Annotated in this window: 13 protein-coding genes and 1 riboswitch; of the genes, 2 read left to right on the top strand and 11 right to left on the bottom strand. The window is 31.1% G+C overall.

The window, feature by feature from the left end; genetic code table 11:
• Positions 1 to 3 precede the first annotated feature (3 nt).
• The 5 genes from trpD to K337_RS0104370 all read right to left on the bottom strand — a co-directional run bounded on the left by trpD (position 4) and on the right by K337_RS0104370 (position 5821).
• Positions 4 to 1014, bottom strand: coding sequence for an anthranilate phosphoribosyltransferase (trpD, locus tag K337_RS0104395; RefSeq protein WP_028855525.1), 1011 nt, complete (start codon positions 1012 to 1014; stop codon positions 4 to 6).
• The gene (locus tag K337_RS0104390; RefSeq protein ID WP_028855524.1) at positions 1011 to 1583 is read right to left on the bottom strand and encodes an anthranilate synthase component II; all 573 of its coding nucleotides are present in this window, start codon (positions 1581 to 1583) and stop codon (positions 1011 to 1013) included. The genes trpD and K337_RS0104390 overlap by 4 nt, the downstream gene beginning before the upstream one ends.
• A gap of 12 nt (positions 1584 to 1595) precedes the next feature.
• On the bottom strand, positions 1596 to 2993 hold the full coding sequence (gene trpE, locus K337_RS0104385; protein ID WP_028855523.1) for an anthranilate synthase component I: 1398 nt from the start codon (positions 2991 to 2993) through the stop codon (positions 1596 to 1598).
• A 329-nt stretch (positions 2994 to 3322) separates the two neighbouring features.
• Entirely contained in the window at positions 3323 to 3793 is a 471-nt protein-coding gene (locus K337_RS0104375) for an ATP:cob(I)alamin adenosyltransferase (protein WP_028855522.1), read from the bottom strand.
• A gap of 54 nt (positions 3794 to 3847) precedes the next feature.
• Positions 3848 to 5821: a TonB-dependent receptor gene (locus K337_RS0104370; protein ID WP_028855521.1), complete on the bottom strand. Its 1974-nt coding sequence runs from the start codon at positions 5819 to 5821 to the stop codon at positions 3848 to 3850.
• A gap of 3 nt (positions 5822 to 5824) precedes the next feature.
• Positions 5825 to 6018, bottom strand: a riboswitch (cobalamin riboswitch).
• A gap of 216 nt (positions 6019 to 6234) precedes the next feature.
• Here K337_RS0104370 and K337_RS0104365 point away from each other — a divergent pair.
• Both K337_RS0104365 and K337_RS0104360 read left to right on the top strand, forming a co-directional pair.
• The gene (locus K337_RS0104365; RefSeq protein WP_051251606.1) at positions 6235 to 7254 is read left to right on the top strand and encodes a FecCD family ABC transporter permease; all 1020 of its coding nucleotides are present in this window, start codon (positions 6235 to 6237) and stop codon (positions 7252 to 7254) included.
• 78 nt (positions 7255 to 7332) lie between these two features.
• Positions 7333 to 8112: an ABC transporter ATP-binding protein gene (locus K337_RS0104360; protein ID WP_028855519.1), complete on the top strand. Its 780-nt coding sequence runs from the start codon at positions 7333 to 7335 to the stop codon at positions 8110 to 8112.
• Positions 8113 to 8201: 89 nt separating this feature from the next.
• Here K337_RS0104360 and K337_RS20150 read toward each other — a convergent pair whose 3' ends face one another.
• Genes K337_RS20150 through K337_RS0104330 form a run of 6 tightly spaced genes read right to left on the bottom strand, consistent with a single transcriptional unit; the run spans position 8202 to position 16262 of the window.
• Complete coding sequence (locus K337_RS20150) at positions 8202 to 9281, bottom strand: hypothetical protein (RefSeq protein ID WP_051251605.1); 1080 nt, start codon at positions 9279 to 9281, stop codon at positions 8202 to 8204.
• A 19-nt stretch (positions 9282 to 9300) separates the two neighbouring features.
• Positions 9301 to 10842 carry an exopolysaccharide Pel transporter PelG gene (pelG, locus tag K337_RS0104350; protein ID WP_028855518.1) on the bottom strand — a complete coding sequence of 514 codons (1542 nt, stop codon included), beginning with the start codon at positions 10840 to 10842 and terminating at the stop codon, positions 9301 to 9303.
• Position 10843: 1 nt separating this feature from the next.
• Positions 10844 to 12259: a GT4 family glycosyltransferase PelF gene (gene pelF / locus K337_RS0104345; protein ID WP_028855517.1), complete on the bottom strand. Its 1416-nt coding sequence runs from the start codon at positions 12257 to 12259 to the stop codon at positions 10844 to 10846.
• 4 nt (positions 12260 to 12263) lie between these two features.
• Positions 12264 to 13217: a hypothetical protein gene (locus K337_RS0104340; protein ID WP_028855516.1), complete on the bottom strand. Its 954-nt coding sequence runs from the start codon at positions 13215 to 13217 to the stop codon at positions 12264 to 12266.
• Between the two features lie 8 nt (positions 13218 to 13225).
• A complete protein-coding gene (locus tag K337_RS0104335; RefSeq protein ID WP_028855515.1) occupies positions 13226 to 15055 on the bottom strand; it encodes a DUF2194 domain-containing protein in 1830 nt (609 codons plus the stop codon).
• A complete protein-coding gene (locus K337_RS0104330) occupies positions 15045 to 16262 on the bottom strand; it encodes a GAF domain-containing protein (protein ID WP_028855514.1) in 1218 nt (405 codons plus the stop codon). The genes K337_RS0104335 and K337_RS0104330 overlap by 11 nt, the downstream gene beginning before the upstream one ends.
• Position 16263: the final 1 nt, after the last annotated feature.

Genomic DNA, 16263 nt, shown 5'->3' with positions numbered 1-16263 from the left:
TTTTTATTTATTAGTCACTTCTATCAATTCATCTAATTTACTAAGGGCTTTCCCGCTTTCAATTATCTCCCTGGCCATCTGTACTCCCTCTTTAATAGAAGATACTTTTTTTCCGACATAGAGAGCTGCTCCACTGTTTAGGATCAATATATCTTTTTTTGCTCCTGTAATACTGCCCTTAAATATTCCCCTTATTATCTCTCCATTCTCTTTCGGAGTTCCCCCTTTTAATTCTTCTTTAGATCTTCTTTTTATTTCAAAATCCTCTGGTTTTATATAATAGGTGTTGATTTTTCCATCTTTTAATTCACTTACTTTAGTTTTATCGGTTACTGTTATTTCGTCCATTCCATCCACCCCATGAACAACCAATACATGTTCAGTTCCTATTTTTTTCATAGCTTCTGCCATAAGTTCGGTCAAATTTTCATGGAATACTCCCAATACCTGCCCATTGGCTCTAGCAGGATTTGTAAGGGGTCCCAGCATATTGAATATGGTTCTAAATCCCAGCTCTTTTCTGACTGAACCTGCATATTTCATAGAGCTATGAAAGACAGGAGCATATAAAAATCCAATATCTATCTTTTCTACACACTCTTTTACCTTTTTTGAACTTATATCTATATTTATTCCCAAAGTTTCCAGTACATCTGCACTTCCACATTGGCTGGATACCGATCTGTTACCATGTTTTACCACTGACACTCCTCCAGCAGCTAATACAAAAGCTGATGCTGTAGAAATATTATATGTATTTACACCATCTCCTCCTGTTCCACAGGTATCCACAGTATATCGATCTCCAAAATCTATCGGTACCGCTTTTTCCCTCATAACCTTAGCTCCACCACTTATCTCCTCCGAAGTTTCCCCCTTTACCCTCAGAGCCGTTAAAAAGCTGGTTATATGAATTTCACTTACTCTCCCTTCCATTATTTCTGTCATTGCATAGTTCATCTGGGATTCTGTAAGATTTTCACCTCTGATTAATTTTTCCATAATCTTAATCATATATGTCCTCCTACAACAAAATTTTCAATCATTTTCATTCCTTCAGGTGTATAGATAGATTCAGGATGAAATTGTAATCCTATAACTTCATATTTTTTATGTCTCACAGCCATTATCTCACCGTCATTAGTTCTCGCTATTATCTTCAGCTCTTCATTTAATGTTTCTTCTAGAATAGCCAATGAGTGATACCTTGCTACCTGTGTGTTTTGGGTTATTTCGTTGAATATCCCATCTTCTGAATGAACTATTTTAGATGATTTCCCATGAAATATCTCCTTGGCATAAGATACTGTTCCACCAAATGCCTCTCCTATAGCTTGATGCCCTAAACATATGCCCATGATAGGGTATTTTTTATACAACTTTTTTATAAGTTCTATACATATTCCTGCTTCCTTAGGAGTTTTAGGTCCTGGAGATATAACTATCTTATCTGGATTGAGCTTCTCTATCTCCTTTACACTTATCTCATTATTTCTGAAAACTCTTATATCTTTTTCAAACCTTCCTAAATACTGATATAGATTATATGTAAATGAATCGTAATTATCTATTAAAATTATCATTAATTCCTCCTATTATCGATTAATTGCCGTTACCAAAGCTCTTATTTTGTTCTTACATTCCTCATATTCATTTTCTGGAACAGAGTCTCCTGTAATACCTGCTCCTGCCTGTAAATATATCTTTTCATCTTTTATAACCATAGTCCTAATAGCTATACAGGTATCCATATTTCCCCCATAGGAAAAATATCCCACTGCTCCTCCATATATTCCCCTTCTACTTTTTTCTAATTCCTCTATTATTTCCATAGCTCTTACCTTTGGAGCTCCTGATAATGTTCCCGCCGGCAGGATGGAGGATAGTACAGAAAAGTTTGTTTCTTCTTCTTTTTTCTTCCCTTCAACTAATGAAACCAGATGCATCACATGGGAATAATTTTGCACCTTCATAAATTGAGTTACTTCTACACTGTCTATCTTAGAAACTTTTCCCACATCATTTCGAGCTAGATCCACCAACATTACATGTTCTGCCACCTCTTTTTCATCATTTATTAGATCGGTCGCCAAAATTCTATCCTCTTCTAAATTTTCTCCTCTTCTCCTTGTTCCTGCTATGGGACAGGTATATATTTTATTTTCTTTCACTTCTACTAACATCTCAGGGGAACTCCCGGCTATCTGATAATCACCAAAATTTATATAAAATAAATATGGCGATGGGTTTGTAATCCTCAATTTTCTATATAGATCAAATGGTTTTTCCTTTGTCTCCATCTCCCACCTCTGTGACAAAACCACCTGAAATATATCCCCTTCATAGATATATTTTTGTGCTTTTTCTACATTTTCCATAAACTCTTCCTTTGTGGTATTTCCTTTTAACTCTCCTTCAGCTTCCATCTTTTTTTTAGATTCTAATTTCATATCTAGGTTATTTTCTAATATTTTTTCTATCTCCAGAAATTTAATGTCTGTTCTTAATCCTCCCTCTCTATCCGGTGTCTCTATCACCGTGAATATAAGATTTTGATGAAAATGATCAAATACAATCCCTTCTTTGAAAAACATCAAATCTGAATCTGGAGTCCCAATATTATCCAGGTTTTCATCCAATAATTCTTCATATTCCCTGACTGTATCATATCCTATAGTTCCATAGGCTCCTCCGATATACACACTTTCATCATCCTCTAAGGAATATTCTTTTATATGTCCCTCTACAATTTCCATAAACTTTTTTCCATCTTTTTTTATCTTTTCACCATCTAACTCATATTCATCCCCAAAACTTTTCAATCTTCTAAATGGATTTTTAGCTATAAATGAATATCTACCTTTTTCATTGTCCCTGCTTTCTAGGAGCAACCCCACCCTGTCTCCTACGTACTTTTTAAAAATAGTCACCGGTGTTTCTGTGTCTCCCGCTATTATTTTTGTATAAACTTTCATCTGCTTTTTCTTCTCCACCTTACCCCTCCTTTTTTACTTTTCATCTAATTCATCTATAAATTTATAAAAAAAAAGCCCACTCATTATGAATAGGCTTTCCCTTAGAAAAATATAACAAAAAAACCTGCTCATAGTGAACAGGCCGTTAATTTTAAAAAATTAAATTTTATATATAAAAATTAATAGATCGATTTATTACCTAAACCTGGTCCACGTGTCAAAGCTATTTTATTTGTTGAATTATCACTTTTCCACCACCAAGTAAATCTAATCATCTCTATCTCCTCTTTAAATTTTATTACAATCACTATATAATTTTATTTTTATTTTGTCAAACTTTTTTATTTTTAATCCTCATAAACTTTTATCTCTTCTACACCTAATCTATGATTTATATATTTTGAAAGGGTAAATAGATAACTCGATAATTTATTTAAATAATCAAAAATCACACTATCTATATCTATTCCTGTAGCACTGCAATAAGTCACTTGTCTAAATAATCTCCTGTTTACTGCTCTGGCAATATGAATTTCCGCTCCTAACAGACTTCCTCCCTGAAGGATAAATCCGGTGAATCCTCCTACTATTTTTCTATATTCCTCTTCTTTTGTTTCTAAAAAATCAACCTTTTCCCTTTTTATTTTAGTTTCATTGTTTAGAGAATAACTCACCATAAAATTATTTCTTTGAATTTCAATTATCTCTTCCACTACTTCTGGCAGATCGATTTTAGCTATAGCTGCTGCTTTTCCCAGATGGCAATTTAATTCATCTATAACGCCCTTGGCTTCTATTACATAATTTATTTTTAACATTTTCTCCCTCCAACAGATAAAACCTCAGAAAATAAATTTCTGAGGTTTTTTTTCTTACATAGTATATCTGAATCCTACATAGTATTGTCTTTCCGGTGCTGGATAGTAATAACCATATGAATCCACATATTCATTGTATTCTTCATCAGTTAAGTTTTTGATTCCCCCATAGATATCAAATGAATCATTTATCTTATATGATAGGTTGAAATCTAAAGTAGTGTATGCCTCTACTTTATCTTTTTCATTTTTTTCATCATAAAAACTATATGAACTACCTACGTAATTTAACAATAGGTTAGATTTTAACTTTTCTGTAAAATCATATTTAGCCCCTATAGAAAATTTATTTTCTGGTACTCCTGGAGTTTTATTTCCCTTATTTTCTCCACCATCAATCTCTGACTGTAAGTATGAATAAGATGTAGTTAAAGTTAAGTTTTTCATGAATTTCCTTTCTGCTAACAACTCAAACCCTATCTTTTTATTGTCTTCATCATAGTTACTATTAATCTTTTTACTAGAATTGTAATATATCTCATCTTTTATTATCTTATGGAATACAGATGCACTTACAAAGGTCTCGGCAATATAATCCTTTACTCCGATCTCAAAATTTTCTCCAGTCTGAGGTTTTAAATCTGGGTTATAAACCCCATATGTCACAAGCTCATCTGTTGTAGGGGTTCTAAAATCAGTTCCATAACTGATAAAAGTCGAACCTGTTTCTGAATATTTATAGTTTAATGCTAGATCATATACAGTTGTGTTATATTTTTTATCTTCGTAATTTGAATAATCAAACTTTGTATACTGCTGTCTGATTCCCCCTGTAAAATCAAGGTCATCTGTAAGACTGTAAGTATCTGATATAAATCCACCTATACTTTCTTTTTTGACTTTTCCTTCTCTAGAAAAAGGTTTTGTTGTAATAGTTGGCCAATTTGAATAATCACTCTCCAACCCATTGCTTTTATTATCTAAATCACCATTTAATAAATCAAACCCAGCAATAAATTTATTTCTGTCTGTGTTATATTTTACCTTGAAATCATTTGAAATATTTTCTGTTTTAGCATCACTATTACTATATGTTGATGTAGAACCATAAGTCATATAAGAATTGTAATTTTTAGTATAATAAGTTGTATTATTTATTATCTCTAAATTGTCCTTCTTATAATTATACCCCAGGTTAAATCTATGAGATTCATTTTTCCCCCAATCATCTGGTGAACTAGCTTGTGTCCTGTCATCATCTGTTTGATCTTTTGATAACGATCCAGGAAATCCCATATGATCCTTATGATAGTCATATTTTAAAGTTAAAGCATTGGCATCGTTTATCTGATATTTTGTTCCTACCATGACATCTTGTGATCTTAAATATCCATTTTCCCTATACCCATCTGTCGTTTTTCCTGTAACATTTCCAAAAATTTTAAATTTATCCACTGTGGTATTAAATCCAAGATTACCATTATAATTCTCATATGATCCACCTTCTACTTGAAGGGTCAAGCTGTCTTTTCCTTTACCATTTTTAGTGATGATATTTATAGCTCCTCCTACAGTATTATCTCCATAGACTACAGATGCTCCACTTGGGATTATCTCTATCTTTTCTACTGTCTCAATAGGGATGCTGTATAGGTTAAAACTCGACATATCGATAGGATTCATCTTTACCCCATCTACAATAATAGCTGTATTCATTTGAGTGTTGGCTCCCTGCCCTCTGATATCTATTACTCCTGTTTTCCCCGTCCCCTCACTTACTTTTACTCCGGGAACTGATTTTACAGCTTCTACTACATTTTTAGCTCCGCTTTCTTTAATATCCTGTGCAGTAACTATGGTGATATTTTTAGGTGTATCTCTTATCGTATTCTCAAACCCGTCTCCGGATATCGTTGTTTCCTCTAATCTTATTACTCCACTATCCTCAAAAAACTGCTCCTCATTTAAATCCTCGGCATAAACTGTACACGCCAAAATTAGGGCTAAAACCCCTGCTCTTTTTATCATCTCTTTCTCCCCTTTTCCAGATTAGGTATCCTGACTTAGTTTCCTCCTACTCCCATCCCTTCCCAGGTAATCATACCCAGTGGTTATGATGGTTTCGTCCACTTCTACAGTAGTGAAGGCTGTACTAGATTCGCACTAGTTTCCCTATTTTAATTCTCTTCGTCCTTAGTTTACAAATTATAAAAAAAAATGTCAAGATATTACAACTTTATTAAAAAAAATTAATTATAGTTTTCTAGTATTTTCCACACATTCCGTACTATTTGTTAATTACTGGTTAAATTGTAGTTAAAATTCACTAAAAGAAGGTGAAGAGTTAGGAATAAGAGATTATTAAAAAGAATTTCTAGACATTTTTATGAATCTATCTTAGTATTAATGTAATATTATAAATTAAAAAAGGAGTCCCTCCCATGAAATTAAAAACTTTTCTTATCTTTCTATCTTTAGGAATTTTAACTATAATTTTCGCTTTATCCAGCGGAGTAATAAAGATAAACCCCTTGATTACACTAAAAATTCTCACTAATTCCATTACAAACCACAACGTGTTTGATGCAACTTGGAATCCAAATTTAGAAACAATCTTATTAAAACTGCGGTTACCTCGTATATTTTTAGCATTCTTAGTAGGCGGAGGGTTATCCTTGGTCGGTGTTCTCATGCAGGCCCTTACCAAAAATTCCCTTGCTGACCCATATATCTTAGGAGTTTCCAGTGGGGCTTCAACAGGTGCAGTTTTATCCCTTATCATAGGTTTTAACATCGGTGGTTTAGGTACTCCATTTATGGCATTTTTAGGAGCTGTTACAGCTGCTGTCTTGGTTTTCAGAATCGCTAATATAGGCGGAAATTATAGTTCTACCAAACTGGTTCTTACAGGAATTGCTATCTCCTCCATGTTTTCATCTATCACTACTTTTATAACTTTCTCTGCCCAAAATGGAGATCTGTATACAGCGTTATTTTGGATTGTTGGTAGTTTAAGTGGAGCCAAATGGTCGTCTATCTATCTTTTGACCACTTTACTCGTGATTGTCTTTGGAATAACTATGTTTTTTAATCGTGAATTGGATATCTTACTTTTAGGAGAGGAAAGTTCTAAGATTTTAGGTGTCAATACCAATAAGATAAGAATTATAATTATACTTACATCTACTCTGTTGACAGGAATCTTAGTTTCCATAAGTGGTGTAATAGGATTTATCGGTCTTATTATTCCTCATATTTCAAGAAAATTAACAAGTTCTAAACATAGAGTTCTTATACCAGTATCTATATTTCTAGGTGGATTTTTTCTCACTCTGGCCGACACCTTTTCCAGGGTAGTAATGGCTCCCAATGAACTTCCAGTAGGGATTGTCACATCGTTTTTAGGAGCACCATTCTTTCTATGGATCATGAAAAAAAGTATCTATAATTTTAATAAATAAGCAACGTGACGTTGCATCCAGATAAAAAATCCAAAATTTGTATAATTCGTGACAAAAAAATTAAAAAAGGAGGATAGATTGAAATTAAAAATTGAAAATTTAAGTTTTGAGATAGATAGCGCAAAAATTTTAAATGATATAAATTTTAATATTAAAAAAGGAGAATTTGTCGGGGTTATAGGGCCCAACGGATGTGGTAAATCTACCCTATTAAAAAATATATATAATATACTCACTCCTACTAGCGGTAGTATATTCATCGATAACACACCTATAGATAATTTTTCTTCCAAGGAATTAGCTAAGAAAATATCTACCCTTACACAACATTCTGGAGGAGACTTTGATTTTTCCATCATCGATATTGTTCTCATGGGGAGATATGCCCACTCTTCCATGTTTTCCTCTACATCCAAAACAGATCTAAAGATAGCCAAAGAAGCTTTGGATAAAGTCGGGTTATCTCACTTTGAAAACAGAAGTTTTCTCAGCCTTTCTGGAGGAGAACAGCAGAGGGTTATGATTGCCAGAGCCATTGCAGGGGACAATGATTTCTTTATCCTGGATGAACCTACCAATCACTTAGATATAAAATATCAATTAGAGATAATGGATATTATGAAATCTTTGGATATAACTATGTTTTCTGCAATCCATGATATGAATATTGCAGCTACATATTGTGACAAACTCATCCTTTTGAAGGAAGGAAATATTGCAGATATTGGCACTCCTACTGAAGTTTTGTCCAAAGAAAACTTTAAAGAAGTCTTCGGTGTAGAAGTCTATCTGTCTACTAATCCATACACAGATAAACTCTCTATTAATTATATCCCAAAATGTTTTTCTGCTAAATAGAAAAAGTGTTACCTTGTCTTTTGCAGGTATAATTTCCTAAACTAAAAAAGGGTTGTGAATTCACAACCCTTTTTATCTATCCAATAATTTTATTTTTCACCTATATATACTTTCTTTCTATTAAAACCTTCTTTGTCTAATCCTTCTTCATTGTATCCATATTTATCATATCCACGACGATTATACCCAAGGTTGTTGTAGCCTTGTCGATCATACCCCTTACTATCATAGCCGTTTTCATCATATCCTCCTACATATATATCAGGACTAGGAATAAAAACCACCGGTCTCTTTATTTTACTGTAAAATTCATCAAAAGTTCTGCCTTTTTTATCATATAAGCCTTTCGTATACCTGTTGTTTTTTTCATCATTCCATCCATATTTATCGTAATGATTCCTGTCATAACCATTTTTATCATATCCTTTTCTATTATAACCTTTTCTATTAGAGCCACCTTGGTCATAACCATACTTGTTATATCCTTCCCGATCATAACCTTCTTTGTCATAACCGTACTTATCATATCCTATTTTGTCATAACCTTCTTTACTATATCCAGCTTTATTATATCCAGCTTCTGTGTACCCATAAATACTGTAACCATCTGCATCGTAGGCCGTTTTAGTCACTTTATTTAATTCTTCTCTAGACCATCCTTTTTTATTATATTTTGTCCCTGTTTCTCTATTTATTCCATCTATCGTATATCCTTTTTCATCATATTCTGTCTTTGTTTTTTTGTTTACTCCAAAATATGACCACCCATATTCATCATACAGTGTTTTTGTCTTTTTATTTTCATATTCCCTAGACCAACCGTATTTATCATATTTAGTTCCAGTCTCTTTATTTACCCCTTTTCCACTCCATCCTTCATCATTCCATCCATCTTGTCTATACCCACTTTTATCATATCCTTCTCGATTATATCTCCCTTTATTATACCCTTCCTTATCATAACTTTCTACGTCATAACCGTACTTGTCATATCCTTCCCGGTCATATCCTTCATCACTGTATCCGCTTATATTATAGCCTTCCTTATCTATATATCCCATAGAATGCCAATTTCGTTTAGTATTCCCATTAAATCCTGTCTTGTCATAACTACTACAACCTGCCATAAATATTATTCCACTTATAACTATCGCTATTTTATATTTCATAAGGTCTCACTTCCAAAATTTATTTTAAAATCTGATAACTAAAGATTATCAATAAAAAAAACGACACTGATAAACCTATTTTAAGGTATCTTTCTTTCCATCTTAAACTAACTCCATGATTCATTTTACCAATTATTTTTGATAGTGATCGGCCTCTATGTTTTAATGCAAAATTTTGAGAATAAAAAGTTGTATAATTCAACCCATCTATAATTTTATCAAAAAGCTGTAGAGCATATAATACTGATATTACAGACCCCAAGAAAAAACCAAACCCTATATATTTCTCTCCAAAATTTATAAAAATTAGAGTGAAAGATGTATTTAAAAAACAAAATAAACCTGTGACTTTTAGTGCACTTTTTAAAGCATTGAAGTAAAAGAAAATAGAAATTAATATTATTATATATATATTAGCTATTGCACCTAAAGAAACTATTTTAAATATCTCTACCAACTCTGCAGGTACTCCATAATAAATAATAAAATATCTAGAAAATAAAAGTGCTGTTATTGTAATAAAAATTTGTATTTGTAGAGCATAAAATACCTCTTTATACAACTTTCTACGCATTTTTTTTCTCTCTTTTTCTATGTCATCTAAAGTTCCATTTTTTAAAGTAAGTGCATAATATTTTTGATATATATCAAAAAACCTTGTCTCTATAAATACTACGAAAAATACAATACTGGGGATTGTCAGTAAGAATGAATAAAATATAGCATTTTCATAGTGTAAAGTTATTCTGAATCCATACCCTATATTAACAGCCCACGGTGAAAACCAATTTATAATTATATGAGACCAAGTACCTAAAATATAAAATAAACCTGTAAATAATAAACTCGAATAGTTTTTTAAATATCCTAAGAATTCGTACTCTCCTCCCTCTCCTTCTTTGAATATACTGAAAAAATAGTTTGTCAACATATGTAGTGAAAATAAGACCCCTATAAAAAATGAAGTCAGCATATTTCCCGCTAATCTATGTTCAGAAAACATAATTGGATATTTAGTAGTGATGAAGAATACCAACACAGATAAAATGGTTGAATAAAAATATATTTTTGATATATATACATAATCTTTTAATATACTTATATAAGTTGTAATGGTCCACAATAGTGATAAAGTTATTAGTATCCCTATTGACAGGTATTTATAATATAACGGTAGCTCTTTCATCCCGAAAAATATCACTCCTAAAACCAGCGACAATATTATTATTATTTTACTGATCCCTATAAATGATGGTCTCACTTTCTTATATTCTTTTTCATAAAATCTATCAGATATATACCTCGTTACAAAAAATTGAAATGGAAAACTTATTAACTGGGAAAAAATAAATATATATACCAACGTTGTTATAAATAATAACTGTTCCGAAGAATTATTAAAAATTAAATTTGATACTAAAATCAAGATATTTATAGATAATACCATTGCTATAAATGGCCCTACCGATATAAAAGTAGAAAATGTTAGTGCTTTTATATACCCTGAAAAAGAATCATCATCATAAAATAATTTCCTTAACTCAAAACCTATTCCAGCCATATTAACCCCACCCTTCTTCATATAGTTTAGTATATTTATTTAAAAATTGATCTGCCCTGTAATATTTATTTACTATTTCACAGCCTCTCTCTCCCAATAATTTTAATCTAGATTCATTTCTATAGAGAGCCGTAATCTCTGCTGCCATTGCTGTATAAGATGTCGGTGGCACTATCACCCCTGCACATCCGACATCTTTATGACCAGTCAATACACCTCGACAGTCTCCTACATCTGTAGCTATGATAGGTATCTTAACTGACATAGCTTCTAACATAGATAAGGGCTGTCCCTCTGATATAGATGAAAGTAAAAAAATATCTAGCCTTCCTAAATAATCTGTCACATCTACTTTCCCTGTAAAAATTATCTGAGAATTTAATTTAAAATCATCTATTAGCTCTTTGCACTCTTCATAGTAATCCGGATCTTCTTCATAGGGACCTATAAGATATAATTCTGCATTTTTTATAGTATTTGTAACAATTTTAAAAGCTTTTATCATCATCTTTACGTCTTTTATAGGAACAATCCTCAAAATCGAACCTACAACAAATTTTTTAGTCTCTTCCTTCTCTATCTTAGAAAAATAATCTACATCTACTCCGTTTGAAATTACAAAAGTTTTCTCTTTGGGTGCTCCAAATAATATTTGCAGATCGCTGTTATATTTAAAAAGAGATATGATCTTATCAGAATATTTATATGCAATTTTTGATAAAAAGTAAAAATAATCTATCCATATCTTTTTAAAATCATCTCCTACCCAATGAGATTTAATTATATCTTCCTCCCTCTCCCTTGCATATATTCCATGTTCTGTTAAATAATATGGCTTATCATATTTAATCTTAGCCAATACACCTAATACTCCTGCATATCCCGTTGAAACTGAATGATATAGATCAGCTTCTGGGATTTCATTCTGCAAAACATTCATTAAAAACATAAAAACTGATTTATAGGACCAGTAGAAGTTATTAAATTCTTTTTCCGTATATTCGTTTTTATACTTAGAACAGATCTTATTCCAGAAAAAATCGCTTGTTGTGAAATCAAAAACACTGCTTTTTTCCTTACTACTGATAAGTTCCAATGCTTTTTTTGTGTCATCGGATAATTCCATATTTATAAACCTAGATATTATGTCTTCCTCTCTCTCATCATATTTCATAAACTTTTTTTTATCTACCCTATGTTCATATATATCCGCAAGATATATAGTCTTAACTTCCAACAAATTTAAAGGCAGTTCATATCTTACTTTAGCATCCTCTTTTTCACTTGGTAGAATAGATAATATCTTAAAATCTTTTTCTGGATGCCCATCTATCAATTGCTGGATCCAACTAGACACCCCTCCAACTACATAGGGGTAACTTCCTTCTGCTATTATGCATATCACCTGTCTCTTCATTTTTTTACCCCTCTATTCCGCATATTTTAAATATATTTTCCACTTCTTTTGACATCATAATTTTTTCTGATTCATACTTGCGTTTAATAGCTTTTAATTCCATTAAATTCTTGCTCTCATAGTATAACTTTGTCAAAATTATATATATTTCAAAATTATTTTCTTTTTCTTTTGATAGCTTTTTACACTCTTTCTCTACCTGATCATATCTTTCTGTAACTAAATACATATTTAAAAGCTTTTTATAATTTTTTAATCTCTTATCTTCCTTTACTCTTTCCTCTAAAGTTTTTATATATAGATCCCTATGCAGGCTTAAAATATCTCCTTCTAATATCTCACTTTTTAAATAATTTTCATAAAAATCAATCAAATCATCAAAATCTTTTTCTTTTTTTTCCCTTTTATACCTTTTTTTACACTTCCTCAATTCTTTATCAAATCTTTCCGATAACTGATTAAACTCAATTGCTGAATAATGGACTACTTCTATATCCTTATCAACCAATCCCTTCTTTAGCATTCTTACCCGAATCTTTATATCTTCTGGTTTAAATTTTATTATAAAATCTTTTTTTTCCTTCCTTCCTTCCACATCCATAGTATCTACAGCACTTATTAATTTTAATTCCTTACTAATATCTACCTCTTTTAAAAAATTTTTCTCATCTAAATATTTTTCAAAATCAAAAACTTCATCAACTATATTAAAATCTTTTTCTTTTGAAAAAATTAAATTTATTAAATAGAGAAATATTCCTGCAAAGGGGACTGCAACAGCTAATCTATTATAGATGAAAGCATCCCTTTTATTGTATTGATGATAAAAAAATAAAACAAGAGCTACCAAGCCATGGAGAATTAAAAAGTTTAAAAAATTTAAATTTTCTAAGTAAAAGGTCATATATGTTATCTGTGCTTCAAATACTGTCAATAATAATATTATTAATTTATACATCTTCTCACCTACTTTAATATAATAGATATTTTATTTTTATCTGCTTCCAATAAATAAAGAGTACTATGTTCATCATAACTGATTAAATGAACTGCTCCTCCCAATACTTCTTTTACCTCATTATCTCTTAACCTGAAATAGTGATATGTTTTCCCTGGAAATTTTTCGAAATAAACATCTATACTCCCTTTCTTTTTGAATATATGAACTTTAAGTTCATCCAGTTTAAGAACTTCTCTATAACCATCATAAGCTGTCTGAGCCCTTAAAAAACCAAATTTTTCATTGACATTTTCAAAATATAGAGACAACTCTTTTTTTAAAACTTTCCAGTCTTTTCCTTCTCCTCTCTGTTCATCTAAGATATCATCTGGATGAATAAAATGGTGAAATATTCCATAGAGGGCTATCCCGTTATAAACATTAAGCATCATAACATCATTATAGAGAAATCCTGAACTAAACCTTGGAAAGTTATATAAACTTGGTTGATCTTTATCCCAGCCTATATGAGTGATCAAAACACCTTTTTCCTCTGTCCCACTATAGATCCCAGAAAGTACTTCCAGAGAAGGCAGGTTTTCTTTCACCACTTTCTTCCCTGTAACTCCTAACATATTTGACGGCGGTACGTATACTTTGGCTTCTAATCCACTATACATTCCTTTTAAATTTTCCCTTATCCTTACAATACTTTCAGCCATATCCTCCTCTGTTTCCCAGTCTTTATAGTTATAATTATGATTTAATTCCTCACTCAATCCCAATGGCTGATGGTTATATCCATGAATACCTACCTCTCCATTCAAGGTAAGTAATTCCCTCCCAAAATATATCTTATCCTGTATATTAAGCTCATTAAATGGAGTAAATTTTTCCTTCTTATTAATATCTTCATAGGTTCCAATGATATAGCCTGTATATATCAAATTATTATCAATAGCCAGTTTCTTCATGTCCGGCCACCATATTTCCCGGAAAAAATTCCGTGTATTCATCTTATACTGGGAATAGATTAATTCATTTTTCCCACTGGGTAATGGAGCTGGGAAATCATCTATATCTACCACCTTGGTATTTACAATATTTTGTAAAAAAATACTATTTCCATAGGAGATCAACTGTATTAAAATCCCATTAACAGATCTGTCTACAAAAAATGTTGCATTGGAATAAATTACCTTCCCCTCTCCTACCTTTCTCTGAAAAATTATTGGGTAACCTTCAAAAGTTTCAGCTATTATATCAACATCTTTATTTAAGCTGACATCCAGAAGAGAGTTGGTTATACTCTCCGCCTCTTCCCCTATTATTTTTGTTTCATATATTCCAGGGAAGATATTTTTTTTAAATTTAAGCCCAGATCCAATAGTAAACCCTTTTAACTTTTCAATCCCTGCAAGATCATTGAAAGGGTTAAAATAGGAATTCATTAAAATAATTAAATTTCCTCCATCGGCTACATAATCTTTTATCTCTTCATATATATCTTTTTCTAGATATTTATAGTCATCAGTAGATATAATTATACTTTCATACCTATAGACCTCTCCTTTTTTTAATTTACTCAGATAATTTAGATCATAGGATACCTTTGCATATTTAAAAACTTCTTTTATATTGAGAGCCATCTCCCTTTGAGAGTCTGAATTTATATGAGATATCAAGACCAGATGTTTTAATTCTCCATTGGGGATATCTTTTGAATCTGAATATGTTACTTCTTTATATTTATATCCCTGTTTTATATCCACCATCTCATTTAGTTCATTTACCCTAAAAAATTGTAAACTCAACCCCAGAACAAGTATCAGCCCTACTAAATATTTAATCTTCATGATACTCCTCCAAAATACCTAGATTTTTCTCTAACATTTTAGATTTTAATAATTCTATATTTTTTAACTGAGTTGCAGGAAAGATGATATATAAGAGTTTTTTATCCTCTGAATAACCTGCCTTATCTACACTCCTTATATTCAATTCTATCTCTTTTAAGTCTTCTACCAATACTTTAAATTTAATAAGTACATAGGATAATTCAAACATATCTCCTCTTTTTTCCTCCTCATCCACTCTTTTTTTAAAGAATTTTTCTCTCATGATCAAAGTTTTTTCATAGTATATTTCATCCTTTATTTTTTCACTATAAGATATGGCGTTAGAGATAGATTTACTGGTCCAAGATACTAATATTTCAAAAAGTTTCTCTGTATAGGTAGTATAGGTTTCATAGGATAACCTTTCAATATTTAATATACCTATCACCTCCCCATTATTTAAAATAGGTGCATAGAATACAGGAACGTCCAAGTCCTCACCGTCTCTTTTCCCATATTTTTTTTCCTTTATTACCTTTTCAAAATTTGGATATTTAGATATTTCTATAGAACTTGGTAATTTTCTATTCTCTCCTACTGCTACTTTTAATCTCATATAGTTTTTTGAGTGATCAACATCATAAAGAGATAAAACTTCTGCATTTATATATGTTTTAAAAACTCCTATTAGATTTGTAAGAACCTCCTCTATATCTAAAATATCCAAGGTATTCGCTATCCCGTGGAGGGCTATAATACTTTCTTCCGATTTTATAATCTGGCCTTTCATACGATTATTTAAATATACCAACTTAGTGTTGTTATCATATAAACTCTTATAGTTTTTATGTATGAGGGAAATTTCCTGATTCAGGTCTTTTGTTTTTTCATTTTGATTATCCTTTATCCTTCCTAATATAAAAGATAAGATATAGAACATCAAAAGGAATTTATAGTATTTAAAATCATAAAAAAACACTACAAGGTCATGACCTAAATTTGAGTAAACATACATATACACCATAGTTGCCATTGTTGCACTTAATACTCCTAAATGTACACCATACCTATAAGCCATTATTCCTGTTAAAATTAATAGTGGATGTATGTTTAACTCTAAAAATTGTTCCTGATATCCCAATATATTCCTGAATAAAGCAACTATTAGAGTAAAATAAAAAATGTTTTCTAAAAAAAATATAGTATTTTTTCTTCTTCTTTCCATA

It is taken from the genome of Psychrilyobacter atlanticus DSM 19335 (assembly GCF_000426625.1).
Lineage (GTDB): Bacteria > Fusobacteriota > Fusobacteriia > Fusobacteriales > Fusobacteriaceae > Psychrilyobacter > Psychrilyobacter atlanticus.
This window is presented reverse-complemented; position numbering and strand designations above follow the sequence as displayed.

Excerpts from the sequence above, each read along its gene's own strand:
- trpD (WP_028855525.1), bottom strand. The coding sequence starts at position 1,014 with ATGATTAAGATTATGGAAAAATTAATCAGAGGTGAAAATCTTACAGAA.
- K337_RS0104390 (WP_028855524.1), bottom strand. The coding sequence starts at position 1,583 with ATGATAATTTTAATAGATAATTACGATTCATTTACATATAATCTATAT.
- K337_RS0104375 (WP_028855522.1), bottom strand. The coding sequence starts at position 3,793 with ATGTTAAAAATAAATTATGTAATAGAAGCCAAGGGCGTTATAGATGAA.
- K337_RS0104370 (WP_028855521.1), bottom strand. The coding sequence starts at position 5,821 with ATGATAAAAAGAGCAGGGGTTTTAGCCCTAATTTTGGCGTGTACAGTT.
- K337_RS0104365 (WP_051251606.1), top strand. The coding sequence starts at position 6,235 with ATGAAATTAAAAACTTTTCTTATCTTTCTATCTTTAGGAATTTTAACT.
- K337_RS20150 (WP_051251605.1), bottom strand. The coding sequence starts at position 9,281 with ATGAAATATAAAATAGCGATAGTTATAAGTGGAATAATATTTATGGCA.
- pelG (WP_028855518.1), bottom strand. The coding sequence starts at position 10,842 with ATGGCTGGAATAGGTTTTGAGTTAAGGAAATTATTTTATGATGATGAT.
- pelF (WP_028855517.1), bottom strand. The coding sequence starts at position 12,259 with ATGAAGAGACAGGTGATATGCATAATAGCAGAAGGAAGTTACCCCTAT.
- K337_RS0104340 (WP_028855516.1), bottom strand. The coding sequence starts at position 13,217 with ATGTATAAATTAATAATATTATTATTGACAGTATTTGAAGCACAGATA.
- K337_RS0104335 (WP_028855515.1), bottom strand. The coding sequence starts at position 15,055 with ATGAAGATTAAATATTTAGTAGGGCTGATACTTGTTCTGGGGTTGAGT.
- K337_RS0104330 (WP_028855514.1), bottom strand. The coding sequence starts at position 16,262 with ATGGAAAGAAGAAGAAAAAATACTATATTTTTTTTAGAAAACATTTTT.